Genomic DNA, 19,023 nt, shown 5'->3' with positions numbered 1-19,023 from the left:
TATATTCCATATTTCTTCAGGAATAAGCCTAGAGATATATTTTTTGAGATTTTGGTTTAATAGACAAATCGCAGCAGCTACAATAATCTGCATTTTACTACCAAGATATACCTTTGTGGTTTTTCTCTTATTTAATCAACAGAGGCTCAATAAGAATTAATCATGTGTATGAAAATTGAAATTTATTTTGCTTGATTCAGTTGCAAAATCAGATATTTGCCATACCACAGACTTAAATAAGTATTGCTTATTTAGAAGCAACCTCTGACTTTTGTTAGAGGAATTATTATTTTTTTACAGTTAGTCTGGAATTTGTAATCAAAACAGACAATTTGCTTCAAAATAGGCAGTATTGCACCAGATTGCATTACTTAATCTCTAAAATAATTAAACTTTAAGTTGATGACATCTAGAAAATCAGCTTATTTATCATGTCATTAACTGAATTTAGAGTGAGCCAATGATATTGCGAAGGTCTGAAAAAAATTAAGAATGCACCAACGGAGTATTGGGATGACAAATTTGATTTCTAACGCGATCGCAAAAATCACTTCTCTGTTTCAAGGACTTCAGGTCAAGCGGTTTTTGGCTGTGGCTGTAGTTGGTTTGATTGTACTCACCACAAATGTTGATTCTGGACGCAGTAACTCACAGTTACGCCAGCAAGTTCGAGAAAGTGTAGAACAAAATGATGCTCAAAGACCAAAAACTATAGGACAATGGAACCGCGAAGCTCGCGAAACAAAAGGTAATCCTGGCGAACGATTGCAACGGATTGGTCAACAATCAGGTGAAGCTTTGAAAGAATTCGGCTCCGGCTATGTAGAAGGTGCTAAGGAAACTGCTGGCGGTGTAAAAGATAGCGCAGCTAGAGCAGGTAGAGATATCTCTAACTCTGTTGGACGATAAGTGGAATGGGTAATGGGTAATGGGTAATGGGTAATGGGTAATGGGTAATGGGTAATGGGTAATGGGTAATGGGTGGGAATTCTCACTTATTACCCATTCATTTGAGCTTGAAACTAGAAACTTCGAGTTTGGAACTAGAACCTTTCAGTTTGAAACTAGAAACTTCGAGCTTGGAACTCGGAATGTCGAGCTTGAAACTAGAAACTTCTAGTTTAAAAATAGAAATGTCGAGCTTGGAACTGCAAAATTGAAGCTTTGAACTCGGAATGTCAACTTCTATGGTTGAACAACCAAGTTCAAAGCTTTAACTTTTAATATCTCAAGGTGATTTGCCGAGATATTTTCTTAGATTGTCATGCTTTTAGTAGCAAGTGCCGAGATTTGCAGACAAACTGCCGAGAAAAACATTAACAATTCGTAATTCGGAGTTACTAATTTGTAATTACGTTATCGGTTTGGATTGAAACCCCGCCTATAACAGCGCAACCTATAGAGTTCGCTTCCTCTAACCCTTAGTTTAATTACGAATTACGAATTACGAATTAGTAATTATGTTGGTTAGCCCTTACTCTTAAAAGAGTCTAACCACTCTTTAACTTGTTCGCGGGCTACATCTCGACCGCCAAGACCAAAAGCTAGGGCAATAGCCACTGCGATCGCACCGAGTAAAAGCCCAAATGCTAAATTTACAATATCGCTGGCTACGCCAATCTGTCGCAGTGCCATTGCTGAGACTAAAGTCAGGATGGCAATCCGTGCTACTTGTCCTAAAATCCTGGCTTGGGCACTTTCGGAGCTGACAATGATGCTAAAAGCTAGGTTTGCTAAGAATAGCCCAATACCAAATACCACTAATCCCGATAAAATTCTGCCGAATATAATCAAGATTCCCGATACTAGCGCTGTGAGTGCAGGAATATTGAGGATATTGACAGCTGCTACCGTCGCAAAGAGTAAAATGCCGACGAAGACAATAATACCGACAATTTCTGATGGGGTACGGGTGGGTGTAGTTACTGGTGCGCCGGCTTCCGTGTAGACTGCTGTTCGTCTTGGAGATGGCAAACCCAGCACTGAAAAAATGTTGTTGAAGCCTAAACTGGTAAGGATACTCGTGACGACTTCCGAGACAAACCTTCCCAAGAAATAGCCAATAATCAGAATGCCGATGGCTGTAAAAATTGCAGGTAAGGCATTAAGCACCTGTTGTAACATGGCGATCGCAGGGACTGAAATCGCCTCAATTTTCAAAGCATTCAGTGCTGCGATCGCAACAGGAATCAAAATCAAAATATAAACCACAGTGCCGAGAATATTCGACAGTGGTTGCGCTCCGACATTGGGCGAAAGTCCAAAACGACTACCCAAATGGTCGATTCCAGTTGTAATCAATAAATTGGTAACAACCCGACGAATGAGATTAGCCACAAACCAACCCACAGCCGCAATTAATGTTGCAGCTAAAATATTGGGCAGAATTGACAAAATCTCTGTAATCAGAGCTTTGACTGGTTGTAATGCTTCCCTTAGCCCCAGAGTATCTAACACCGGGACAATAAATAGTAAAAAGATGAACCAGTACAGAGCATTACCAATTGTTTCTGTAACAGATAACTGATTCAGTCCTGGTGTAGAGTCAGCATCTTGCGCTTGTTGATTCAAACGCTCATCAAACCTCAACACTTGTAGTCCCCGAATCGTTACCAGCTTCACAACGGTAGCTAATAACCAAGCAACGCCCAAAAGAATTGCTGCACCAAACAACTTTGGCAAAAACCCTGCAAGCTGATCGACAAAATTATTTAATGGTCGAGAAGCTACCTCTAGCCCTAAAGTCTGTAGAACAGCTACCGCAGTCAGAAGAATAATACTCCAAAAAACTAAGCCGGAGATTAATTGTTCCACATTGGGAACATTGTCCCGGCCTGTTACTCCTGAAGCGATGCGGTTATCTATATCAGTGCGATTGAGGATTCCCCTAGTGACTGCGGCAATAATTGCAGCAATTAGCCAACCAATTAACAGAATGGCTGCTGCTCCTAGCAAGCGAGGTGTAAACAGAATTATCTGGTCTACAATTCCTCGCACCTCACCAATCCCTTGATTAACCACCGATTGTTCCGGTGGTAGGCTTGGTGATTGTGCCAAAAGCTGCTGCACCCTGATTGACCAACCAATATCTAATACCTGGGTTATTCCTAGCCAAGTTGTATTCATGGTTTTTCGGAATTAAAAGTTGATTGTTACGCCAAAACACTTCAGTGTTCTGACATGGATTGTCTTACTCAATCCTTTATCCCCGTAAGTTCACGAGTATTTAGCCTAACAATGTACCAGTAAAAGTATCTTTGACATTGGTATCCTGAGTAATTTTTAATCTTCAGGGTTTGTCATTTGTTATTGGTCATTGGTCATTTGTCATTGGTCATTGGTCATTTGTCATTGGTAGTTGGGTGTTTGTTATTTCCCCTTGTCCCCAGTCCCCATTACCCCTTATCCCCAGAGGGGGCCCCGAGTTCCCCAGTCCCCAGTCCCCAACCCCCAGTCCCCATTTTGAGTTACTCTAATTGCAAAAGCTGCATCAACCATATGCCCCAAGTTCTGGAACAATCGATTCAAATTAATGCCCCAGCTACGGTAGTGGAGCATTGTATTACCGATTTAACTCTTATGCATCGCTGGCTAAATCCGGTTTTACGTTGCGAACCTGTGGGTGAAGTCTGGAGTACGGATGTTGGGAGCCAAAGCCGTTTCACTATTCAAATTCCAGTAATTCAACCCACATTAAAAACGGTTGTCGCAGAACGACAACCAGGTTTAGTGGTTTGGGAATTTAAAGGATTTTTCCAAGGACGCGATCGCTGGGAATGTCAACCCCTAGAAAAGGGAACGCAGCTAATCAATCGTTTTGAGTTCGACATCCCCAACCCCTTAGTCAGTTGGGGTTTCAATACCTTCGCCGCCGCTTGGACAAAACAAGATATGCAAGCGCAACTAATTCGGCTCAAACAGGTGGCGGAAAGGATGTGAATGGGCATAGGGCATTGGGCATGGGGCATGGGGCATTGGTAATTGGTAATGGGTAATTGGTAATTGGTAATTGTTTTTTCTCCCTCATCCCCCTCATCTCCCTCATCTCCCTTATCCCCAGTCCCCAGTCCCCAGTCCCCAGTCCTCAAGTCAAAATCCGCACGTGCGAGCCTTCCTGATTTTTATCAACCTCAATCCGCGCTTGGAAAGCCTCCTTCAAGTGGGGCATATGGGTGACGGTGAGGATACAGGCGAAATCAGAGGCGATCGCATTGATGGCTGCAATTAGGCGATCGCATCCTTCGGCATCCTGTGTGCCAAATCCTTCATCGACAATCAACAATTGCAATGCTGCTCCTGCCCTCTGCGCTAGGAGTTTGGCTAGGGCGAGGCGAATGGCAAAGTTAATTCTAAAGGCTTCTCCACCAGAGTAGGTTTCGTAGGATCTTGTGCCTCTGGCATCAGCGATTAAAATATCTAAGGTGTCTATTAGCTTGACATTCTTCTTAGTTGATTTACCATTACGTCCAGCTTTTTGAGTAATAAATTGTACGTGCAGTTGATTGGCGCTGAGTCGGGAAAGTAGTTGATTTGTCTCGGCTTCTAACTGCGGCAAGACGTTTTCAATCATCAATGCTTGGATACCATTTTTACCAAAAGCTTGCGCTAATTCCTGATAGACGCGTTGTTGCTGTTTGGTGGATTGTAATTGCTGTTGCTGCTGTTCGTACTGAATTTGCAGCGATTCTAGCTGTACAGCCAACTGTTCCAAACGCCCTAATTTGGCAATTTGTTCGTCGAGTTGTCGTCTGCGAATCTGGAGTTGCTGTTCTAATGTTTGAATTTGCGCTGTTGGGTTAGCAGTTTCTGCTAATTGCTCGCTAATGCTGTCAATTTGACTGGCTAGGGTTTGCCGTTCTGTCAATCTCGCAGTTTTGGCTGCTGCTAATTCTTGCGATCGCGTCAGTAGTTGGGGATACTGTTGCTGGGCTGAGAGCATTTGTTGATAGCGCAAATGCCAAGCTTGATTTTGCTTCACAGCCATTCGCAATTGATTGTGCTGCTCAGGGCTGTAGCCTAGTTCTGTAATATAGCGATCGAGGGCGGCGATTTGTTGGGCGCACTCAGAATTTACTTGCTCTTGCTGGATTCTGGTTTGTAATTGGGCTATAGTTGCTTCTAATTCTGGCTTACGTGCTGCTAGTTGCGTTTGCCGCTTAGTTGCGTCTTTAATCTGCCCTTGTTTAATTTCTGCCCACCGCCAACGCTCGACTTCGCTACGGGCTAGGGCATGGTCTTGTTCATTGTAATTGAGTTTTTGCAGATATTGGTCTAGCTGCTGTAGTTCGGCTTGCTTGTCGGGGGCGTAATCACCTAATTGGAGCGATCGCTCTAAATGTTGTTTTTCTGCCGCAATTTGTTGTAACTGTTGCTGCACATCGCTGGTAGCTTCTAACTGAGCGGCTAACTGTCCCCGTTGTTCGCGCAAGGTATCATAACTGGCTAATTGCTGATGAATATCTCTGTATTCTTGCCGAAGGACTTGAATCTCTCTATCAGATACAGCCATTTGTTCGCGAACTACCCAAAACTGTCCCTGTGTATCTTTTAATTCCTCTTCAGTTTTAGATACCACTCGATCCCAGTGATGCTCATCAAGGGGACGTTCGCACAGGGGACACAGCGCATTTGGAGTCTGGAGCATTTGCAGTTTTTGCTCTAGTTCTCCTAAGAGTTTTTCATAATCTCTTTGGTGCGCTTGTAGCCGTTCAATAAAATGTCGTCTTTCTTGTCCTTTCTCCTGTACACGTTGCAAATAAACCCGCTTTTTCTCCAATTCCTCAATTTGAATAGCCACATCCATCACAGCCTGTTGCAGTTGTGGTTGGCGATGTTGTTGTCGTTGGAGTTGATTTTCTGTATTTGCTAGCTGTTCTAAGCGCGCCACCAAACCCGCATGGAATCTATCTATTTGGCTTTGTAAAGTGGCGCGTTGTTGTAACAAGGGAGACACTTGCATTTGCAACTGATCGAAATGCGCTACTCTTTGACGCGCGGCGGTGAGTTGCGCCAAACCAGCTTCTACCTCACCAGATTTGGTAAGGGTTTGCTGAATTTCCCGTTCTTGTTGCTGCAAAGCTTCTAATTGAGCTTGCGCTTGTTGCAGTTGGCGTTCAATTTCATTAATTTGTTTGGTAAGCTGCTGTTGCTTTTGTTGACGGTTTTGTTGCGCGCGGGTAAATTCCGCGAATTTGTTAGCAAACGCTTCTTCCTGGGATTGTAATGTTTGATATTGTTGATATCCAGCTTTTATTTCCGCTTCTTGGCTTAATATCTTTTCTAATTCCGCAATTTGGTTTTTAACAGCTAACTGCTCTTGTTGTAGGCGATCGCAATCTTGAGTCAGATTTTGGTATTGTTGTCTTACAAAATTTAGTTGTTCTACTTTTGTTTGGCGTTGGTGCTGTACAACCTGCAAACTTTGTAATTGAATCGTTTCAAAAGCTTGCACTTGTTGCAGTTGGTTAAGTTCTGCTTCTAACTCAACTTTTTGCGCTTGCGTTGTTTCACGCTGTTGTAACTGAATTTTAATTGACTCTAAAGAACGTTCCAATTCTTCCACCCGCGCTTTAAACTGACGGGATGATTCCTTAGCGCGTTCTTCCAAATCATCATACTGATTCAGCTTCAATAACTCCGCTAAAATTTCTTTGCGTTCCGTCGGGCGCTTCAGCATGAATTCATCCGCCCGCCCTTGACGTAAGTAAGCAGAATTAATAAAAGTATCGTAATCCAGCTTGATATGTTCTAGAATCAAATCTTGGGTTGCCCTCACTCCTTTGCCAGTCAGAGGACTAAAACCATTAGGCGTTTCGATTTGGAATTCTAAAACACTAGTTCCACTCCGCACGCGGGTGCGAATCACTCGATATTTTTGTTGGTTACTTTGGAAAGTGAAATCAACCCGAACTTCTTTAGAGCCTGTATGAATAACATCATCTTCAGCAGCGGCGCGGCTTTCACCCCAAATCGCCCAAGTGATTGCTTCCAGAAGGGAAGATTTACCCGCACCATTGGAACCACAAATACAAGCTGTATGTAAACCGCGAAAATCTAAAGTTGCATCACGGTAACTGAGAAAATTTTTGAGAATTAGTTGTATTGGGATCATTGAGGCTATTGGGCCACATTTACTTTTAATAATTAACAGTAAAGATGCACTTCTTGTTAGTTTAACTATCTATATATGTGTATTCTAGCCTTGAAGACTTCTATTTTACAAAATTTAACATCATAATCAGCAGTTTTTTGTTGTTGGCTAAAGGATTTTTGTAAAGCGCAAAGAAAAATTAAACTCCTTGCAAGATGCGCCTATATTTACCCCTGTTGGTTAAGAAGAAAGCTCGGTAAGCATATTTGCTAGTTGGGAAAGTAGAGGTTTTTGATTTTTGACTTGTTTGACAATCGAATAAACGGCCAAGTTAAGGCAAATATTCATCGTCTAGTTTGGCTAGGGAGAACTGGCTAAAGCATTTCACATTTACCCAGAAAAATCAAATAAACCTCTGCTTGCGTCGGCTATGCATGGGTAGTAGAAGAATCACAACTGCAAATTGAGTGAGCCGTAGCAGTATGGTGAGAGTTGACTAAAATATTTTCCCTTGACGACAAAAAAATTGTAATCTCCCAGATTGAGCAGCTAGTTTGTCACATTGTCAAGTCTAATAAAGGCTACTATCAGACAATTTTTTCTGCCAAGGTTTTCTCACAATAGTCGGAGCATGGAATTTTGTAATTAATCTTAAAAAATCCCAACCCAGACAAGTCACTATATATAGATGTGGAGTTAATAGTAGTTGGTGAAGGGGGAAAAGTGAAAGGGAAAAGGGAGTAAACCTTTAACTCTTCCCCTTATGCTTTTACCCTAAACTTAATTGCCAGTATAAAATGCAATGCATTACTGATGACTGGAGTATAGGAATTCAGATTTGATTTTTGAAAAAATCTCAATACCATGTAGCAAAACCAGTACGTTGCTACAGTTGTTTTAAGTTGCTACTAGAAAAAATTAACCGCCGATAAACGCAGATAAACGCGGATAAAATTAATCTTTATTGCAACATCTAAGGCTAGACACGCCACTACTACGTAAATTCCAAAAATCAAATATGAATCCTATAGAGATATGATGAGAATAAGACATCGCCAAATATCTTTATCAAATCCTGTATTTATATATTTCCTACGATTTGACTATTTTTGTCATCACCAGTTTTTTTTAGCAAATATCAACCCTCAGGAACAATCTGACCACGTTTGCCGTCAGATATCATATATGTATAGCGAACTAATTAATAGACGCGTATTAGCAGCCTATAACGGCTGAAGAGCGATCGCAAATACTGCGCGTCTTAGAACTACTTTACCTACGGCATATCCCTATAGACAGGTTTCAAAATATGCTGAAACAAATTCAGTAAATATGCGTCATTAAAAATCTCTCAGACTTAAACGGAAACCCCTAGTATGACACGCCTTTATCGTTGGAAAACTGGAACTGCTGCACTCATGGCAATGGCAATTACTACAGGTGCGATCGCGCCTTTATTTGCCTCTGCTCCTGCTAGTGCCCAATATAATATTAACCAATCCCGAACAGTTACTATTCCTGCTAATGTAACTTTTCCTGTTACATACGAAAAAGAAAAAGTAATTGTTAAGCCCGGCGAAAGAATGGATCTAACACTCAAAATCGCCAGTGATATTATCGATAATAACAGGAACGTATTAATTCCTCGTGGAACTGATGTTGTTGGTAGACTAGAACCTGTAAACCTCGGTAGCGTTTATTCTAGCGACAGAAATAATAACAATAACCAAGGTGTGAGATTTGTCGCTCAAGAATTAGTATTTGCTTCTGGTCGCCGTCAGCAAATTAGTGCTAGTTCTCGCACATATTCCCAAGTTGAAAAAATATCTAAAGGAACTGATACAGGCAGTATTTTAACAGATGCTGCTATTGGTGCTGGTGCTGCAACTTTAATTTCATTAGTTACAGGTAACCGCAAAATTGAAGTTTTAGAACCTCTTATTGGTGCGGCGGCTGGTGCTGGAGCAAGTGTACTGCTAAGGAAAAACCAAGCTGATGTTTTCGTCTTGCGTCCTGAACAGGATTTAGGTATCACATTGAACTCTAGATTGCTATTATCCCGCTACTAGACTCAACTAGCTTTCAGTATTGAATTTAATCATCCCTAATCTGCGATCGCCACTTTTTATATGTGTGCGATCGCTTAATTTTTAATAGCTCTTTTATCCGGCTAATTCTATTTCATCCGGATAATTTTATCTTGCCTTGAATATAAACAATCAAAACTCAATACTATACCTTAATGTTTGCTTAGGTTAACGCTTAAATCAAACTATTGGTATTGCAGTTTTTAACTTTATCTAGATGCTTTAATAACGAACTGTGACTTAAGTCACGGTTTTATAAAAAGGCAGAATACTTAGGAACATTAGCATCCATCAATTGTCTAGGTAAGTAACAGAAAAACAAATAAATTATATTGGACTAAAACTCTATGTTTGCTTTAAATCGTTGGCAATCCGGAACAGCTGCATTAATGGCTTTAAGTATTACAACTGCTACAGTAGCACCTTTAATTACAGCTGCTCCTTCTTTTGCACAAACTACTTTTTCTGATGTTAATTCTAATTATTGGGCAGCACAATTTATTCAACAATTATCACAAAGAGGAGTAATTGCTGGGTTTCCTGATGGTAGTTTCCGTCCAGAAGAACCAGTTACCCGCGCCCAATTTGCTGCTATGGTTAACAAAGCTTTCCAAAAATCTCCACAACGGCAAGCAATTAACTTTACAGATGTACCCAGCAACTATTGGGCAGCTAGTGCTATTCAGCAAGCTTATACCATCGGTTTCTTGTCAGGATATCCCGGTAACCGCTTTGAACCTAACCAAGCAATTCCTCGTCAGCAGGTTCTAGTTTCCCTCGCCAACGGTTTGGAATATAGTCCTAGTAGCAATATTGAAAGCACTCTGCAATATTTCAACGATGCTTCTAATATCGCTGACTACGCTCGGAGTCCGATCGCAGCTGCTACAGAAAAACAAATTGTCGTGAACTATCCCAATGTGAAGTTCCTCAATCCTACAACCACCGCCACAAGAGCGCAGGTAGCAGCGTTTATTTATCAAGCGTTGGTTAGTTCCAATCAAGCCTCTGCTGTTAACTCGCCTTACATTGTGGTGGCTCAATCTACCACACCCACACCTGTAGCAGTCACCATTCCTCAAGGAACTGCTATTCCTGTGAAGTACGATCAGGCGCAAAAAATTCTCGTTACCAAAACTGAGACTGCACCTTTAACCCTAACCGTAGCCCAAAACGTCATTACCCAAGATGGTGTTGTGGTCATTCCGGCTGGTAGTCAGGTAGTTGGTCAAATCAAACCAGCACAAGGCGGTTCTCAATTCGTCGCCCAAAAACTAGTATTGACCAATGGCCAAGAATATCAAGTTAGCGCCACCTCTGAGGTCATTACCAAGACAGAAACCGTCAACAAGGGGACTAGTACAGGAAGCATCATTAAAGATACCGTCCTAGGCGCTGGAGCTGCTGCTGCTGTATCTGCAGTCACAGGCGATCGCGCGATCGCTACAGAAGAAGTTCTCGGCGGCGCTGGTATCGGTGCTTTGATAGGCTTGTTCTTCGGTAAGAACAGTGTAGACCTCATCGCCATCGACCCCGACACCGACCTACAAATGACTATCAATCAGAACCTGTTGTTATCGCTCAAATAGTTATTGGTCATTGGTCATTGGTCATTAGTCATTGGTCATTGGTCGTTGGTGATTCACAAAGAACAAAAGACAAATGACAAAGGACAAAAAACAAATGACTAACCTTCAACTTCTGGTAACCAAATAATAAACGTCGTCCCCGGTGCTTTGGGTGAGACGATGGTGGAATTAATTGCAGGGCTAAAAACTTCGATTTTACCCTGCATTTGCTCGATCAACTGTTTAGCGATCGCTAATCCTAAACCTGTACCAGGGATATCTGTTTGCGCCTGTACTCCTCGGTAATGACGTTCGCCAATATGTGCTAAATCTTCTGATGGAATCCCTGGCCCGGTGTCACTAATGGCAATTCCTTGTAAATTATCTTGTTCTTGCCCTACTTGAATGAAAATCTTGCCTCCTGCTGGCGTGTATTTCAATGCATTATCAATGATGTTATTTAATACTTCTTGTAATGCTTTAGTGTTGGCACGGACTAAGGGCAAATTTCGGGGAATTTTAGTAATTAGCTGTAAATTTCTTTCTTGAGCAATTGCTTTAGCTGACACTAATAATGGCGCTAATAACTCTGCTAAAGCACAATCAGCTTCTTTTTCTCCTGTTCCTGGTAATAACAAGGGTGGCTTCGTTGATTCTTTTTGCAGAGTAGCTTCTACTACTTGAGTTTCTGGAAGTGGGAGAGGTGCTAAATCTGCTTCTGATAAATCAACGACCTGATCAAACTGTAGTAATAATTCTTGCAGGCGATCGCTTTCTCGGATGATGTTACCAGCTACATCGCGGTTCGGGTCGCCAGCACGCAAGCGTTTCATTAGCAGTTTGCCAAAGGTTCTAATTGCTGTTAAGGGGTTACGAAACTGGTGCAAGAGATTATCTAGCAAATCGCGCTGCTGTTCTTGCAAAATCTGTTGTTGTTGCAATTGCTGCTGTAACCAAGCTCGACGTTGATCTAAAATACAGGCGATCGCTAGACTTTGGGCTATGCTTTGAATCTGACTTTGCTCCTGTTCATTCCATGCCCTATCTTCTCTACCCGTCACGAGTAACCCCATCATCACACCCTCATGACTCAAGGGTAAAACAATTTGGTTTTCACTCAGTAGGTATTCCTCTGATGCTTCAGAATCCTGTGGCGAAGTTGATGATTCCCCATCATCCGGCAATGTTTGTCCCCGATATTGCGGTAAAGCTAAAACATTGCTGATTTTCATGTGCTTAGGTGTTTTCACCTCAGCAGTCTCCTCACCCTGCTTTAATATAGCCGTCTCTGGATATACCACTACAGGAATCAGTTTTGCCTCACCTGTAGGAGACCCCACCAATTCTTGTGTTAAGTAGACAACACTTAACGATGCTCCTAGCCCTTGGGTTAACAATGCTATTTGCTCTCGGCATAGAGCAACAAAATCAGAACTGGCAGACATTAACATTTTTCAGATTTTGCTCAAGATTATAGAATTTAAGGGTAAATTAAAGAAGAGGGGAATTTGTTCCTCGCTCATTTAATAAAGCTTAACTAAATCTTCTTACTAATGGTTTGGTTCAGGGAATTATATATTTCCCTAAATTTGATTTGTCTAGCTTTTCACACATTAATTGAGTTGTATCAAAGCCTTAAAAACGGTTGATTTTTTGAACTAGAACCTATATAATTACGACGGATTTTGTAGCTATCACTACAATCTATAGCTTGAAAGAGGAGGAAAATAGGTTGGCAAGGAGACGGAAGCGGAAAAGTCGTCGTCGCCAAGAAGGGCGGCGAATCCTAGAACATGTGCCTCAATATAGCATCGAGAGTGGCGAAGAAAAGCCTGTGACAGCAGCAAGAAAATTTATTCAAGCTGAAGGTATCGCGCCACCTGCATTGCTACTAGTAAAACGTAATGAACACACTACAGACCGTTATTTCTGGGCAGAAAAAGGTCTGTTTGGTGCTCAATACGTAGAAGAGAACCATTTCTTGTTTCCCAGCCTTAGGACTTTAGAATCTCCTACTGGTCAGGAAGCATTGGCTTTAGCTGGTCGCTAAACTATCAGTGGTTATCTTACGCATTTTATGCGACTTCTGACAATCATTTAACTGGCAAAATTGCTCTGGTTATGCAAAAATTCCAATTTCTTTTAAGTTTGTAGCTAATTTGCCAGGAGAGATTTTCAAACCATACTTGTTTGCATAGGTTGGTTGATAATCGCATGATATAGAAAGAAGCCAGCATAGTGCAAAAAGTATCTACAAGCGGGAGCGAAATTGTGCGTTCATTCGGTAGATTGCTCAGGACGCTCTTTCAAAAGGTATAGAATATTCCCTACGATCCTACCTCGTAGGGAATATTCATAACTTCTAGCTTGTATATTCAACTGTTAAAACTCTTTTTCCGGAAAAGATTGGATATGATGCAGCATCCCATAATTGTGAGATGTGCAAAAAATTCCAAAAAAAATCAAAATTTATTTAAATGGTTTTAACTGTAAAGCCTTCTGCAACTCTGTGAGTTCGTCACGATGGCCAGTCACAGTAATTGTACTTGAGGAGTGTTGCTGATTCGGGATAGTTTCCAGTTTGAGCGACACCTTCTCAAGTCTTCCAGCTTTTTGCCAATAAAAAATACCACTCAAAGGGGACAGCAGAATTAACCCCAAAAACAGAGTCCCAAAACTTGGAAAAAGTATTGCCAAAACCAGTGACAAGCAAAGCAAGCCAATAGCTGCTAACAGCGTCAAAAACACCGCTAAAAACCAGCTTGGTTGCACAAACCCTTCAAAAGTCACTTGGTTTTGTTCTCGGTCTAGCGCTGCCACTCGATAAGACCGAGAGCGAAAATACTCTTGTAATTGAGGCATCAAACTAGCTTCATCTTGTTCAGATATCAGTTGCGCTGTCTGCGTGCGTTCTTTCGTGGAAGCACGAATAAAGAAAAACAGCCCAACCGATAACAATAAGGTCAGTAGGAACGTTGATGGCAGAATAGCAGTATCCATAACTAAAAAAAAGTACTATTTGATTGGAGGAGACTTATTCATTTCATTCTCAATATTTAATTATTCGTTAATTTGTTCTCGGATTGATGTACTCTAGCCAAAGCTGGGCTAATTCTTGTGATTGAACTTGCCATTCTGGAGAAACTTGATACATCCGCCTTGGGCGGCCCCGCCCTTCAAGCTTCTTCCAATACCCAGTTATTGCCCTTTGGTCTTCGAGAAATTTAATTGCACTGTACAGTACGGTATCCGAAAGCCGATAGGTAGGATATTCAGTCTCCAAGCGCTGGATCAACTCGGTTCCGTATGATTCACCTTGTAGTAAAACGTACAGAATGTAACAAACTGCTAGTTCCTGACAGAGGTAAGTTGGCGGAGGATTTTCAAAGAAATGATATATATCCTCAAGTTTCATGGTTAGTGGATGGCTAAAAAATGCCTTAAGGTGAGATCTACAATGCTTGTAGTCAGTATATACTGATACTCCGGCACTTGTACCAGTATCTAAAGCTACTTAGGCAAAATTTTCAAAGCGTAAACATTAAACGGTAACCCACGTTCTTGACAGTTGTGGGACGAGTGTGTGAGTTCAGGAACGCAGGATTTTACGTTCCTACCCAAGCTCAAGACGGTGTGGTGAGGAGCAATTTAAGATATTGGCAAAGCCAACATCTTTGTGTCAAGTGATGCCGAGCTGGTTAGAACTGCTGTAGCAATAAGATGCCATCGAAGAAATTTTACAGGTAAAATGCAGTTTTGTCTGTAAAAAGTTAATAAACACTTTTTTTACAATAAATTTACCAGTGCAGACCTTAGAATATGGGGTTGGGGACTGGGGACTGGGGACTGGGGACTGGAGACAAGGGGAAAAGGGGACAAGGGGAGAAATTCCCATTACCAATTACCAATTACCAATGCCCCATGCCCCATGTCCCATGCCCCATGCCCCATGCCCCATGCCCCATGCCCCATGCCCCATGCCCAATTTTTATGCAGCGCCTAGATAATTCGTTACCAGTATGTCACAAAATCCTGACGCAACATCGTCTTCTAATATTCGGGCAATTGGCCAAAAGTTCCGGCTGACAGGTTGGATTAGTTTTTGGATACAGTTAGTACTAGGTGTAGTTTCTGGTGTAATTCTGTTACTATTTGCCATTTCTAGCCAAAGGCCTGGTAGCTCAGGTAATAATGCCGGAGCAGGATTTGGTATCTTTTTGGCTATTTGTGGGTTAGTCTCCTTGGGTGTAGGCATTTATTTAGCTTTCCGTTATACCAGACTAGGCGCTCAACTACTATCGGCTAATGCCAATAATCGACCGCGTAAAAGCGAAACTATACAAGTTTTGCGCTTAGGGGTAATGGTGAGTTTAGTAGGAATATTATTAACTCTGTTGGGCGCACAGGCGATTGTGGGGACTTTAGCAGCCAGGGCAATTACCCAAACTCAATTTTTATTTTCTCCTCAAGGCAACCAACCATTTATCAGTGGCTTGGATATGTTTGTTGTCCAAGCTAATACAAACACAGTCATGGCTCACTTTGGCGGACTGGTAGCCTCACTTTGGCTGCTGAATCGGATTAATAAACCTTAAATAGGGCATGGGGCATGGCGGATTGGTAATTGGTAATTGGTAATGGGGAGTAGACATTTGTTATTTCCTCCTCATCTCCCTCATCCCCAATCCCCAATCCCCAGTCCCCAGTCCCCAGTCCCCAGTCCCTAATCCCCAATCCCCAATTTAATTAAATTTTGTATTGCAAATCCTGTTATGTCGCACCAAAATCAGGATATGCTGATGTGTTGGCAGAAGATACTAGGCAAAAAATAAAAGAAAAATCTGTGCTGGATATTAAGCAAATAAGGGAAAATCCCCAACTAGTTGAAGAACGATTGAATAGTCGTAGTGGTAAATACGATATTCAAGCAATATTGCAGTTAGATCAAAAACAACGGGAACTGGAAGTTACGCGTAATCAACTCCAAGCCCGTAGCAACGAAGTTGGTAAAATAGTTGGGCAAAAGATTAAATCTGGAACCAATCCTCAGTCTCCAGAAATTCAATCTTTGCGGGATGAGGGGAACGCTATCAAAACTCAACTGAGCGAACTTGAACCGCAAGAAAAAGCCCTAAAAGCTGAAATTGAGCAACTAGTACTTGCACTCCCTAATTTGCCTAGCGACTCCACACCCATTGGCAAAAGTGAAGAAGAGAATGTAGAAGTCCGGCGTTGGGGTGATGAGTATATTCCGCAAAATGAGAATATTTTGCCTCACTGGGAAATTGGCGAAAAGCTCGGTATTCTGAATGTGGCGCGGGCTGTTAAAGTTGCCCAAAGTCGCTTTGTAAACTTAATAGGTGCTGGTGCAGCGCTGGAAAGGGCATTAATTCAATTTATGCTAGCGCGTCAGACTGAGGCTGGTTATGTAGAAGTCAGTCCGCCGATTTTGGTAAATAGTGAATCTCTGACAGCTACTGGTCAGTTACCTAAGTTTGCGGAAGAAAGCTTTAAATGTGCCGATGATGACTTGTGGTTAATTCCGACAGCAGAAGTCCCAGTTACTAACCTCTACCGGGGAGAAATTCTCACGGCGGAAGAATTGCCTATCTATCATTGCGCTTACACTCCCTGTTTTCGTCGGGAAGCTGGGAGTTATGGGCGAGATATGCGGGGATTAATTCGCCTGCATCAATTCAATAAAGTGGAATTGGTAAAATTTGTTCATCCCAGTACTTCTTTTGACGAACTAGAAAAACTGGTGGGAAATGCAGAAGCTATTTTACAGGCTTTGAAATTACCTTACCGAGTAATTAATTTATGCACTGGGGATTTGGGATTCTCTTCTACTAAAACCTACGATTTAGAGGTTTGGTTACCTTCTTCGGGCAAATATCGGGAGATTTCTAGCTGTTCCAATTTTGTTGACTTCCAAGCAAGACGGGCTGATATCCGCTTTAAAGAAGCAGGGAAGAAAGGTACTCAGTACTTGCATACCTTAAATGGTTCAGGCTTGGCTGTAGGAAGAACAATGGCAGCAATTTTGGAGAATTATCAACAAGCAGATGGGACGGTACGCATACCAGAAGTGCTGCAACCTTATTTAGGGCGTGAGTTGTTGTAGTTATTTGTCATTTGTCATTTGTCATTTGTCGTTAGTCATTAGTACACCAAGTTTAGGCGGTGCATTGCGGCAGATAATTTGAGAAATGGCTGAAAATTCGACATTTTTTCTAAATAATACGCCCTAGCGAGTTTTAATTCCTCCGCAGAGTAGGATAATTTCTGTGGAGGAAATTTCTAATGGCTTATAACCAATGACTAATAGCTGGTGTCGCCAGACGGAAAATGTTCAATTCAGACGATTTACTGCCAATGCTAACCAGTGACACATTTTAGAATGGAGATAGGTATATAGCTTAATATCTTGTTTGATCTATGTCAGTTTTAGCAGCGATCGCAGTTTTGGCTGTTTTGATCTTGGTACACGAACTAGGACATTTCATTGCAGCACGTTCTCAGGGCATTCATGTTAATCGGTTTTCGTTAGGTTTTGGCCCGGTTCTTTGGAAATACCAAGGTTCAGAAACCGAATATGCTATCCGCGCTTTTCCTTTAGGTGGCTTTGTCGGCTTTCCCGATGACGATCCAGATAGCGATATTCCCCCCAATGACCCAAATCTGCTGCGTAACCGTCCTATCTTTGATCGGGCGATCGTGATTAGTGCAGGTGTCATCGCCAATTTAATATTTGCCTATTTACTTTTAGTAGGACAGGTGAGTGTTGTTGGTGTGGGACAAGCTAGCCAACCTGGTGTATTAATTCAACAGCTAGCACCAGAAGTTAGTTCTGTAGCAGCGAACGCGGGAATTAAACCAGGAGATGTGATCGTAGCGGCTAATCAAAGGCAATTTGGTACTTCTTTACAAGAAATAGACGCTTTTAGAGAATTAATTAAAACTAGTGCAGGTAAGCCAGTGCAATTAGAAATTGCCCGTGGCGATGAAAAGGTGACTGTCAATGTCACTCCAGATGCTAAACCTAGCGGCGGGACAATTGGCATTGGGCTTTCTCCCAATGGTAAGGTTGAGCGTCGTCGTGTTGCGAATCCCATCGAAGCGTTGAGTGTTGGTGCTACTGAATTTCAACGCATTGTGGTGATGACATTCAAAGGTTTTGGACAACTAATTACTAACTTTGGGGAAACTGCTGGACAAGTAGCCGGGCCAATTAAAATTGTGGAAATTGGCGCTAATATTGCCCAAAATGATACCGGTAGTTTGTTCTTTTTTGCGGCATTGATCAGTATTAACTTAGCAATTATCAACATTTTGCCTCTACCTGCTTTAGATGGCGGACAGTTGGCGTTTCTGTTGATTGAAGGTGTGCGCGGTAAACCCTTACCTAGCCGCATTCAAGAAAGTGTTATGCAAACTGGTTTGGTGCTACTGTTAGGACTAGGTATTTTTCTCATCGTCAAAGAAACTACCCAATTAACAATCCAGTTGGAGTGGGTACAAAAACTGTTCCAGTGACCATTACCCGTAAAGCCTTATCTAAGAAGCAACGGGCGCTAGAAATTTTAAATCGCCTGAAGTATCTTTACCCAGATGCAACTTGCTCTTTGAACTACTCAACACCTGTACAACTTTTAGTAGCAACCATTCTCTCCGCACAGTGTACAGATGAGCGGGTAAATAAAGTCACACCAGCTTTATTTGCTCGCTTTCCCGATGCTGCGAGTTTAGCTAATACTGACTTAGCAGAGTTAGAAGATTTGGTACGTTCTACAGGGTTTTATCGCAATAAAGCTAAGAATATTCAAGCTGCCTGTAGAATGATTGTCTCTGAGTTTAACTCTGTAGTTCCTAACCAAATGGAACAGCTGTTAAAGCTTCCTGGTGTAGCGCGGAAAACGGCTAATGTAGTTTTGGCTCATGCTTATGGTATTAATGCCGGGGTAACGGTCGATACTCACGTGAAGCGACTGAGTAATCATCTGGGTTTGACAAAACATACAGATCCAGTCCGTATTGAGCAAGATTTAATGAAATTATTGCCTCAACCAGATTGGGAGAATTGGTCAATTCGGCTAATTTATCACGGACGCGCTATCTGTAAAGCCCGTTCCCCTGTGTGTATAGCTTGTGAATTAGCAGATTTATGCCCAGACGCAAATAAGCCAGCGGCCTTAGGTTAAGCTATAATAGCAGCCCTATTGCTAGAAAGGCTAAATGCCTGTGCTAACTGTAGAATGGGAAATGCTGTCTTTAAATA

General features: G+C 41.9%; 17 protein-coding genes. 11 read left to right on the top strand and 6 right to left on the bottom strand.

All coding sequences use genetic code 11. The annotated features are described in order from the left end of the window. Positions 1–513: 513 nt before the first annotated feature. Both HGR01_RS04655 and HGR01_RS04650 read left to right on the top strand, forming a co-directional pair. The gene (locus tag HGR01_RS04655) at positions 514–909 is read left to right on the top strand and encodes a hypothetical protein (protein WP_045872576.1); all 396 of its coding nucleotides are present in this window, start codon (positions 514–516) and stop codon (positions 907–909) included. A 68-nt stretch (positions 910–977) separates the two neighbouring features. Continuing rightward, a complete protein-coding gene (locus HGR01_RS04650; protein ID WP_045872577.1) occupies positions 978–1,160 on the top strand; it encodes a hypothetical protein in 183 nt (60 codons plus the stop codon). A gap of 307 nt (positions 1,161–1,467) precedes the next feature. Here HGR01_RS04650 and HGR01_RS04645 read toward each other — a convergent pair whose 3' ends face one another. Further along, the gene (locus HGR01_RS04645) at positions 1,468–3,126 is read right to left on the bottom strand and encodes a mechanosensitive ion channel (protein WP_045872578.1); all 1,659 of its coding nucleotides are present in this window, start codon (positions 3,124–3,126) and stop codon (positions 1,468–1,470) included. Between the two features lie 372 nt (positions 3,127–3,498). On the opposite strand from HGR01_RS04645, the gene HGR01_RS04640 reads away from it, so the two are divergent. Continuing rightward, entirely contained in the window at positions 3,499–3,939 is a 441-nt protein-coding gene (locus HGR01_RS04640) for an SRPBCC family protein (RefSeq protein WP_045872579.1), read from the top strand. Positions 3,940–4,084: 145 nt separating this feature from the next. Here HGR01_RS04640 and sbcC read toward each other — a convergent pair whose 3' ends face one another. Further along, on the bottom strand, positions 4,085–7,111 hold the full coding sequence (gene sbcC / locus HGR01_RS04635; protein ID WP_045872580.1) for an exonuclease subunit SbcC: 3,027 nt from the start codon (positions 7,109–7,111) through the stop codon (positions 4,085–4,087). A gap of 1,355 nt (positions 7,112–8,466) precedes the next feature. Here sbcC and HGR01_RS04630 point away from each other — a divergent pair. Continuing rightward, complete coding sequence (locus HGR01_RS04630) at positions 8,467–9,159, top strand: hypothetical protein (RefSeq protein ID WP_045872581.1); 693 nt, start codon at positions 8,467–8,469, stop codon at positions 9,157–9,159. Between the two features lie 365 nt (positions 9,160–9,524). Continuing rightward, the gene (locus HGR01_RS04625) at positions 9,525–10,766 is read left to right on the top strand and encodes an S-layer homology domain-containing protein (RefSeq protein ID WP_045872582.1); all 1,242 of its coding nucleotides are present in this window, start codon (positions 9,525–9,527) and stop codon (positions 10,764–10,766) included. A gap of 98 nt (positions 10,767–10,864) precedes the next feature. Here HGR01_RS04625 and HGR01_RS04620 read toward each other — a convergent pair whose 3' ends face one another. Then, complete coding sequence (locus HGR01_RS04620) at positions 10,865–12,196, bottom strand: GAF domain-containing sensor histidine kinase (protein ID WP_045872583.1); 1,332 nt, start codon at positions 12,194–12,196, stop codon at positions 10,865–10,867. A gap of 281 nt (positions 12,197–12,477) precedes the next feature. Between HGR01_RS04620 and HGR01_RS04615 the strand changes: the two genes are divergently transcribed. Next, a complete protein-coding gene (locus tag HGR01_RS04615; protein WP_045872584.1) occupies positions 12,478–12,795 on the top strand; it encodes a DUF3155 domain-containing protein in 318 nt (105 codons plus the stop codon). Positions 12,796–13,214: 419 nt separating this feature from the next. Here HGR01_RS04615 and HGR01_RS04610 read toward each other — a convergent pair whose 3' ends face one another. Both HGR01_RS04610 and HGR01_RS04605 read right to left on the bottom strand, forming a co-directional pair. After that, positions 13,215–13,745 carry a cofactor assembly of complex C subunit B gene (locus tag HGR01_RS04610; protein ID WP_045872585.1) on the bottom strand — a complete coding sequence of 177 codons (531 nt, stop codon included), beginning with the start codon at positions 13,743–13,745 and terminating at the stop codon, positions 13,215–13,217. 67 nt (positions 13,746–13,812) lie between these two features. Further along, entirely contained in the window at positions 13,813–14,160 is a 348-nt protein-coding gene (locus HGR01_RS04605) for a PadR family transcriptional regulator (protein ID WP_045872586.1), read from the bottom strand. Positions 14,161–14,548: 388 nt separating this feature from the next. Between HGR01_RS04605 and HGR01_RS04600 the strand changes: the two genes are divergently transcribed. Together HGR01_RS04600 and HGR01_RS04595 are read left to right on the top strand one after the other, a co-directional pair. Beyond that, a complete protein-coding gene (locus tag HGR01_RS04600) occupies positions 14,549–14,752 on the top strand; it encodes a hypothetical protein (protein ID WP_155539476.1) in 204 nt (67 codons plus the stop codon). A 12-nt stretch (positions 14,753–14,764) separates the two neighbouring features. Further along, the gene (locus HGR01_RS04595) at positions 14,765–15,340 is read left to right on the top strand and encodes a DUF3611 family protein (RefSeq protein WP_045872587.1); all 576 of its coding nucleotides are present in this window, start codon (positions 14,765–14,767) and stop codon (positions 15,338–15,340) included. On the opposite strand, the gene HGR01_RS04590 is transcribed toward HGR01_RS04595, so the two are convergent. Next, the gene (locus tag HGR01_RS04590) at positions 15,327–15,479 is read right to left on the bottom strand and encodes a hypothetical protein (RefSeq protein ID WP_155539478.1); all 153 of its coding nucleotides are present in this window, start codon (positions 15,477–15,479) and stop codon (positions 15,327–15,329) included. The two genes, HGR01_RS04595 and HGR01_RS04590, sit on opposite strands and share 14 nt — an antisense overlap. Positions 15,480–15,588: 109 nt before the next feature. Between HGR01_RS04590 and serS the strand changes: the two genes are divergently transcribed. From serS to nth, 3 genes are all read left to right on the top strand, one after another. After that, on the top strand, positions 15,589–16,869 hold the full coding sequence (gene serS / locus HGR01_RS04585; RefSeq protein ID WP_045872726.1) for a serine--tRNA ligase: 1,281 nt from the start codon (positions 15,589–15,591) through the stop codon (positions 16,867–16,869). A 314-nt stretch (positions 16,870–17,183) separates the two neighbouring features. Continuing rightward, on the top strand, positions 17,184–18,281 hold the full coding sequence (gene rseP, locus HGR01_RS04580; RefSeq protein WP_045872588.1) for an RIP metalloprotease RseP: 1,098 nt from the start codon (positions 17,184–17,186) through the stop codon (positions 18,279–18,281). Beyond that, positions 18,257–18,946: an endonuclease III gene (gene nth, locus HGR01_RS04575; protein ID WP_045872589.1), complete on the top strand. Its 690-nt coding sequence runs from the start codon at positions 18,257–18,259 to the stop codon at positions 18,944–18,946. Before rseP ends, nth begins: the two co-directional genes overlap by 25 nt. Positions 18,947–19,023 lie beyond the last annotated feature (77 nt).

It is taken from the genome of Tolypothrix sp. PCC 7712 (genome assembly GCF_025860405.1).
Classification (GTDB): Bacteria; Cyanobacteriota; Cyanobacteriia; order Cyanobacteriales; family Nostocaceae; genus Aulosira; species Aulosira diplosiphon.
The sequence above is the reverse complement of the archived record's forward strand: the minus strand, read 5'-3'. Positions and strand labels throughout refer to the sequence as shown.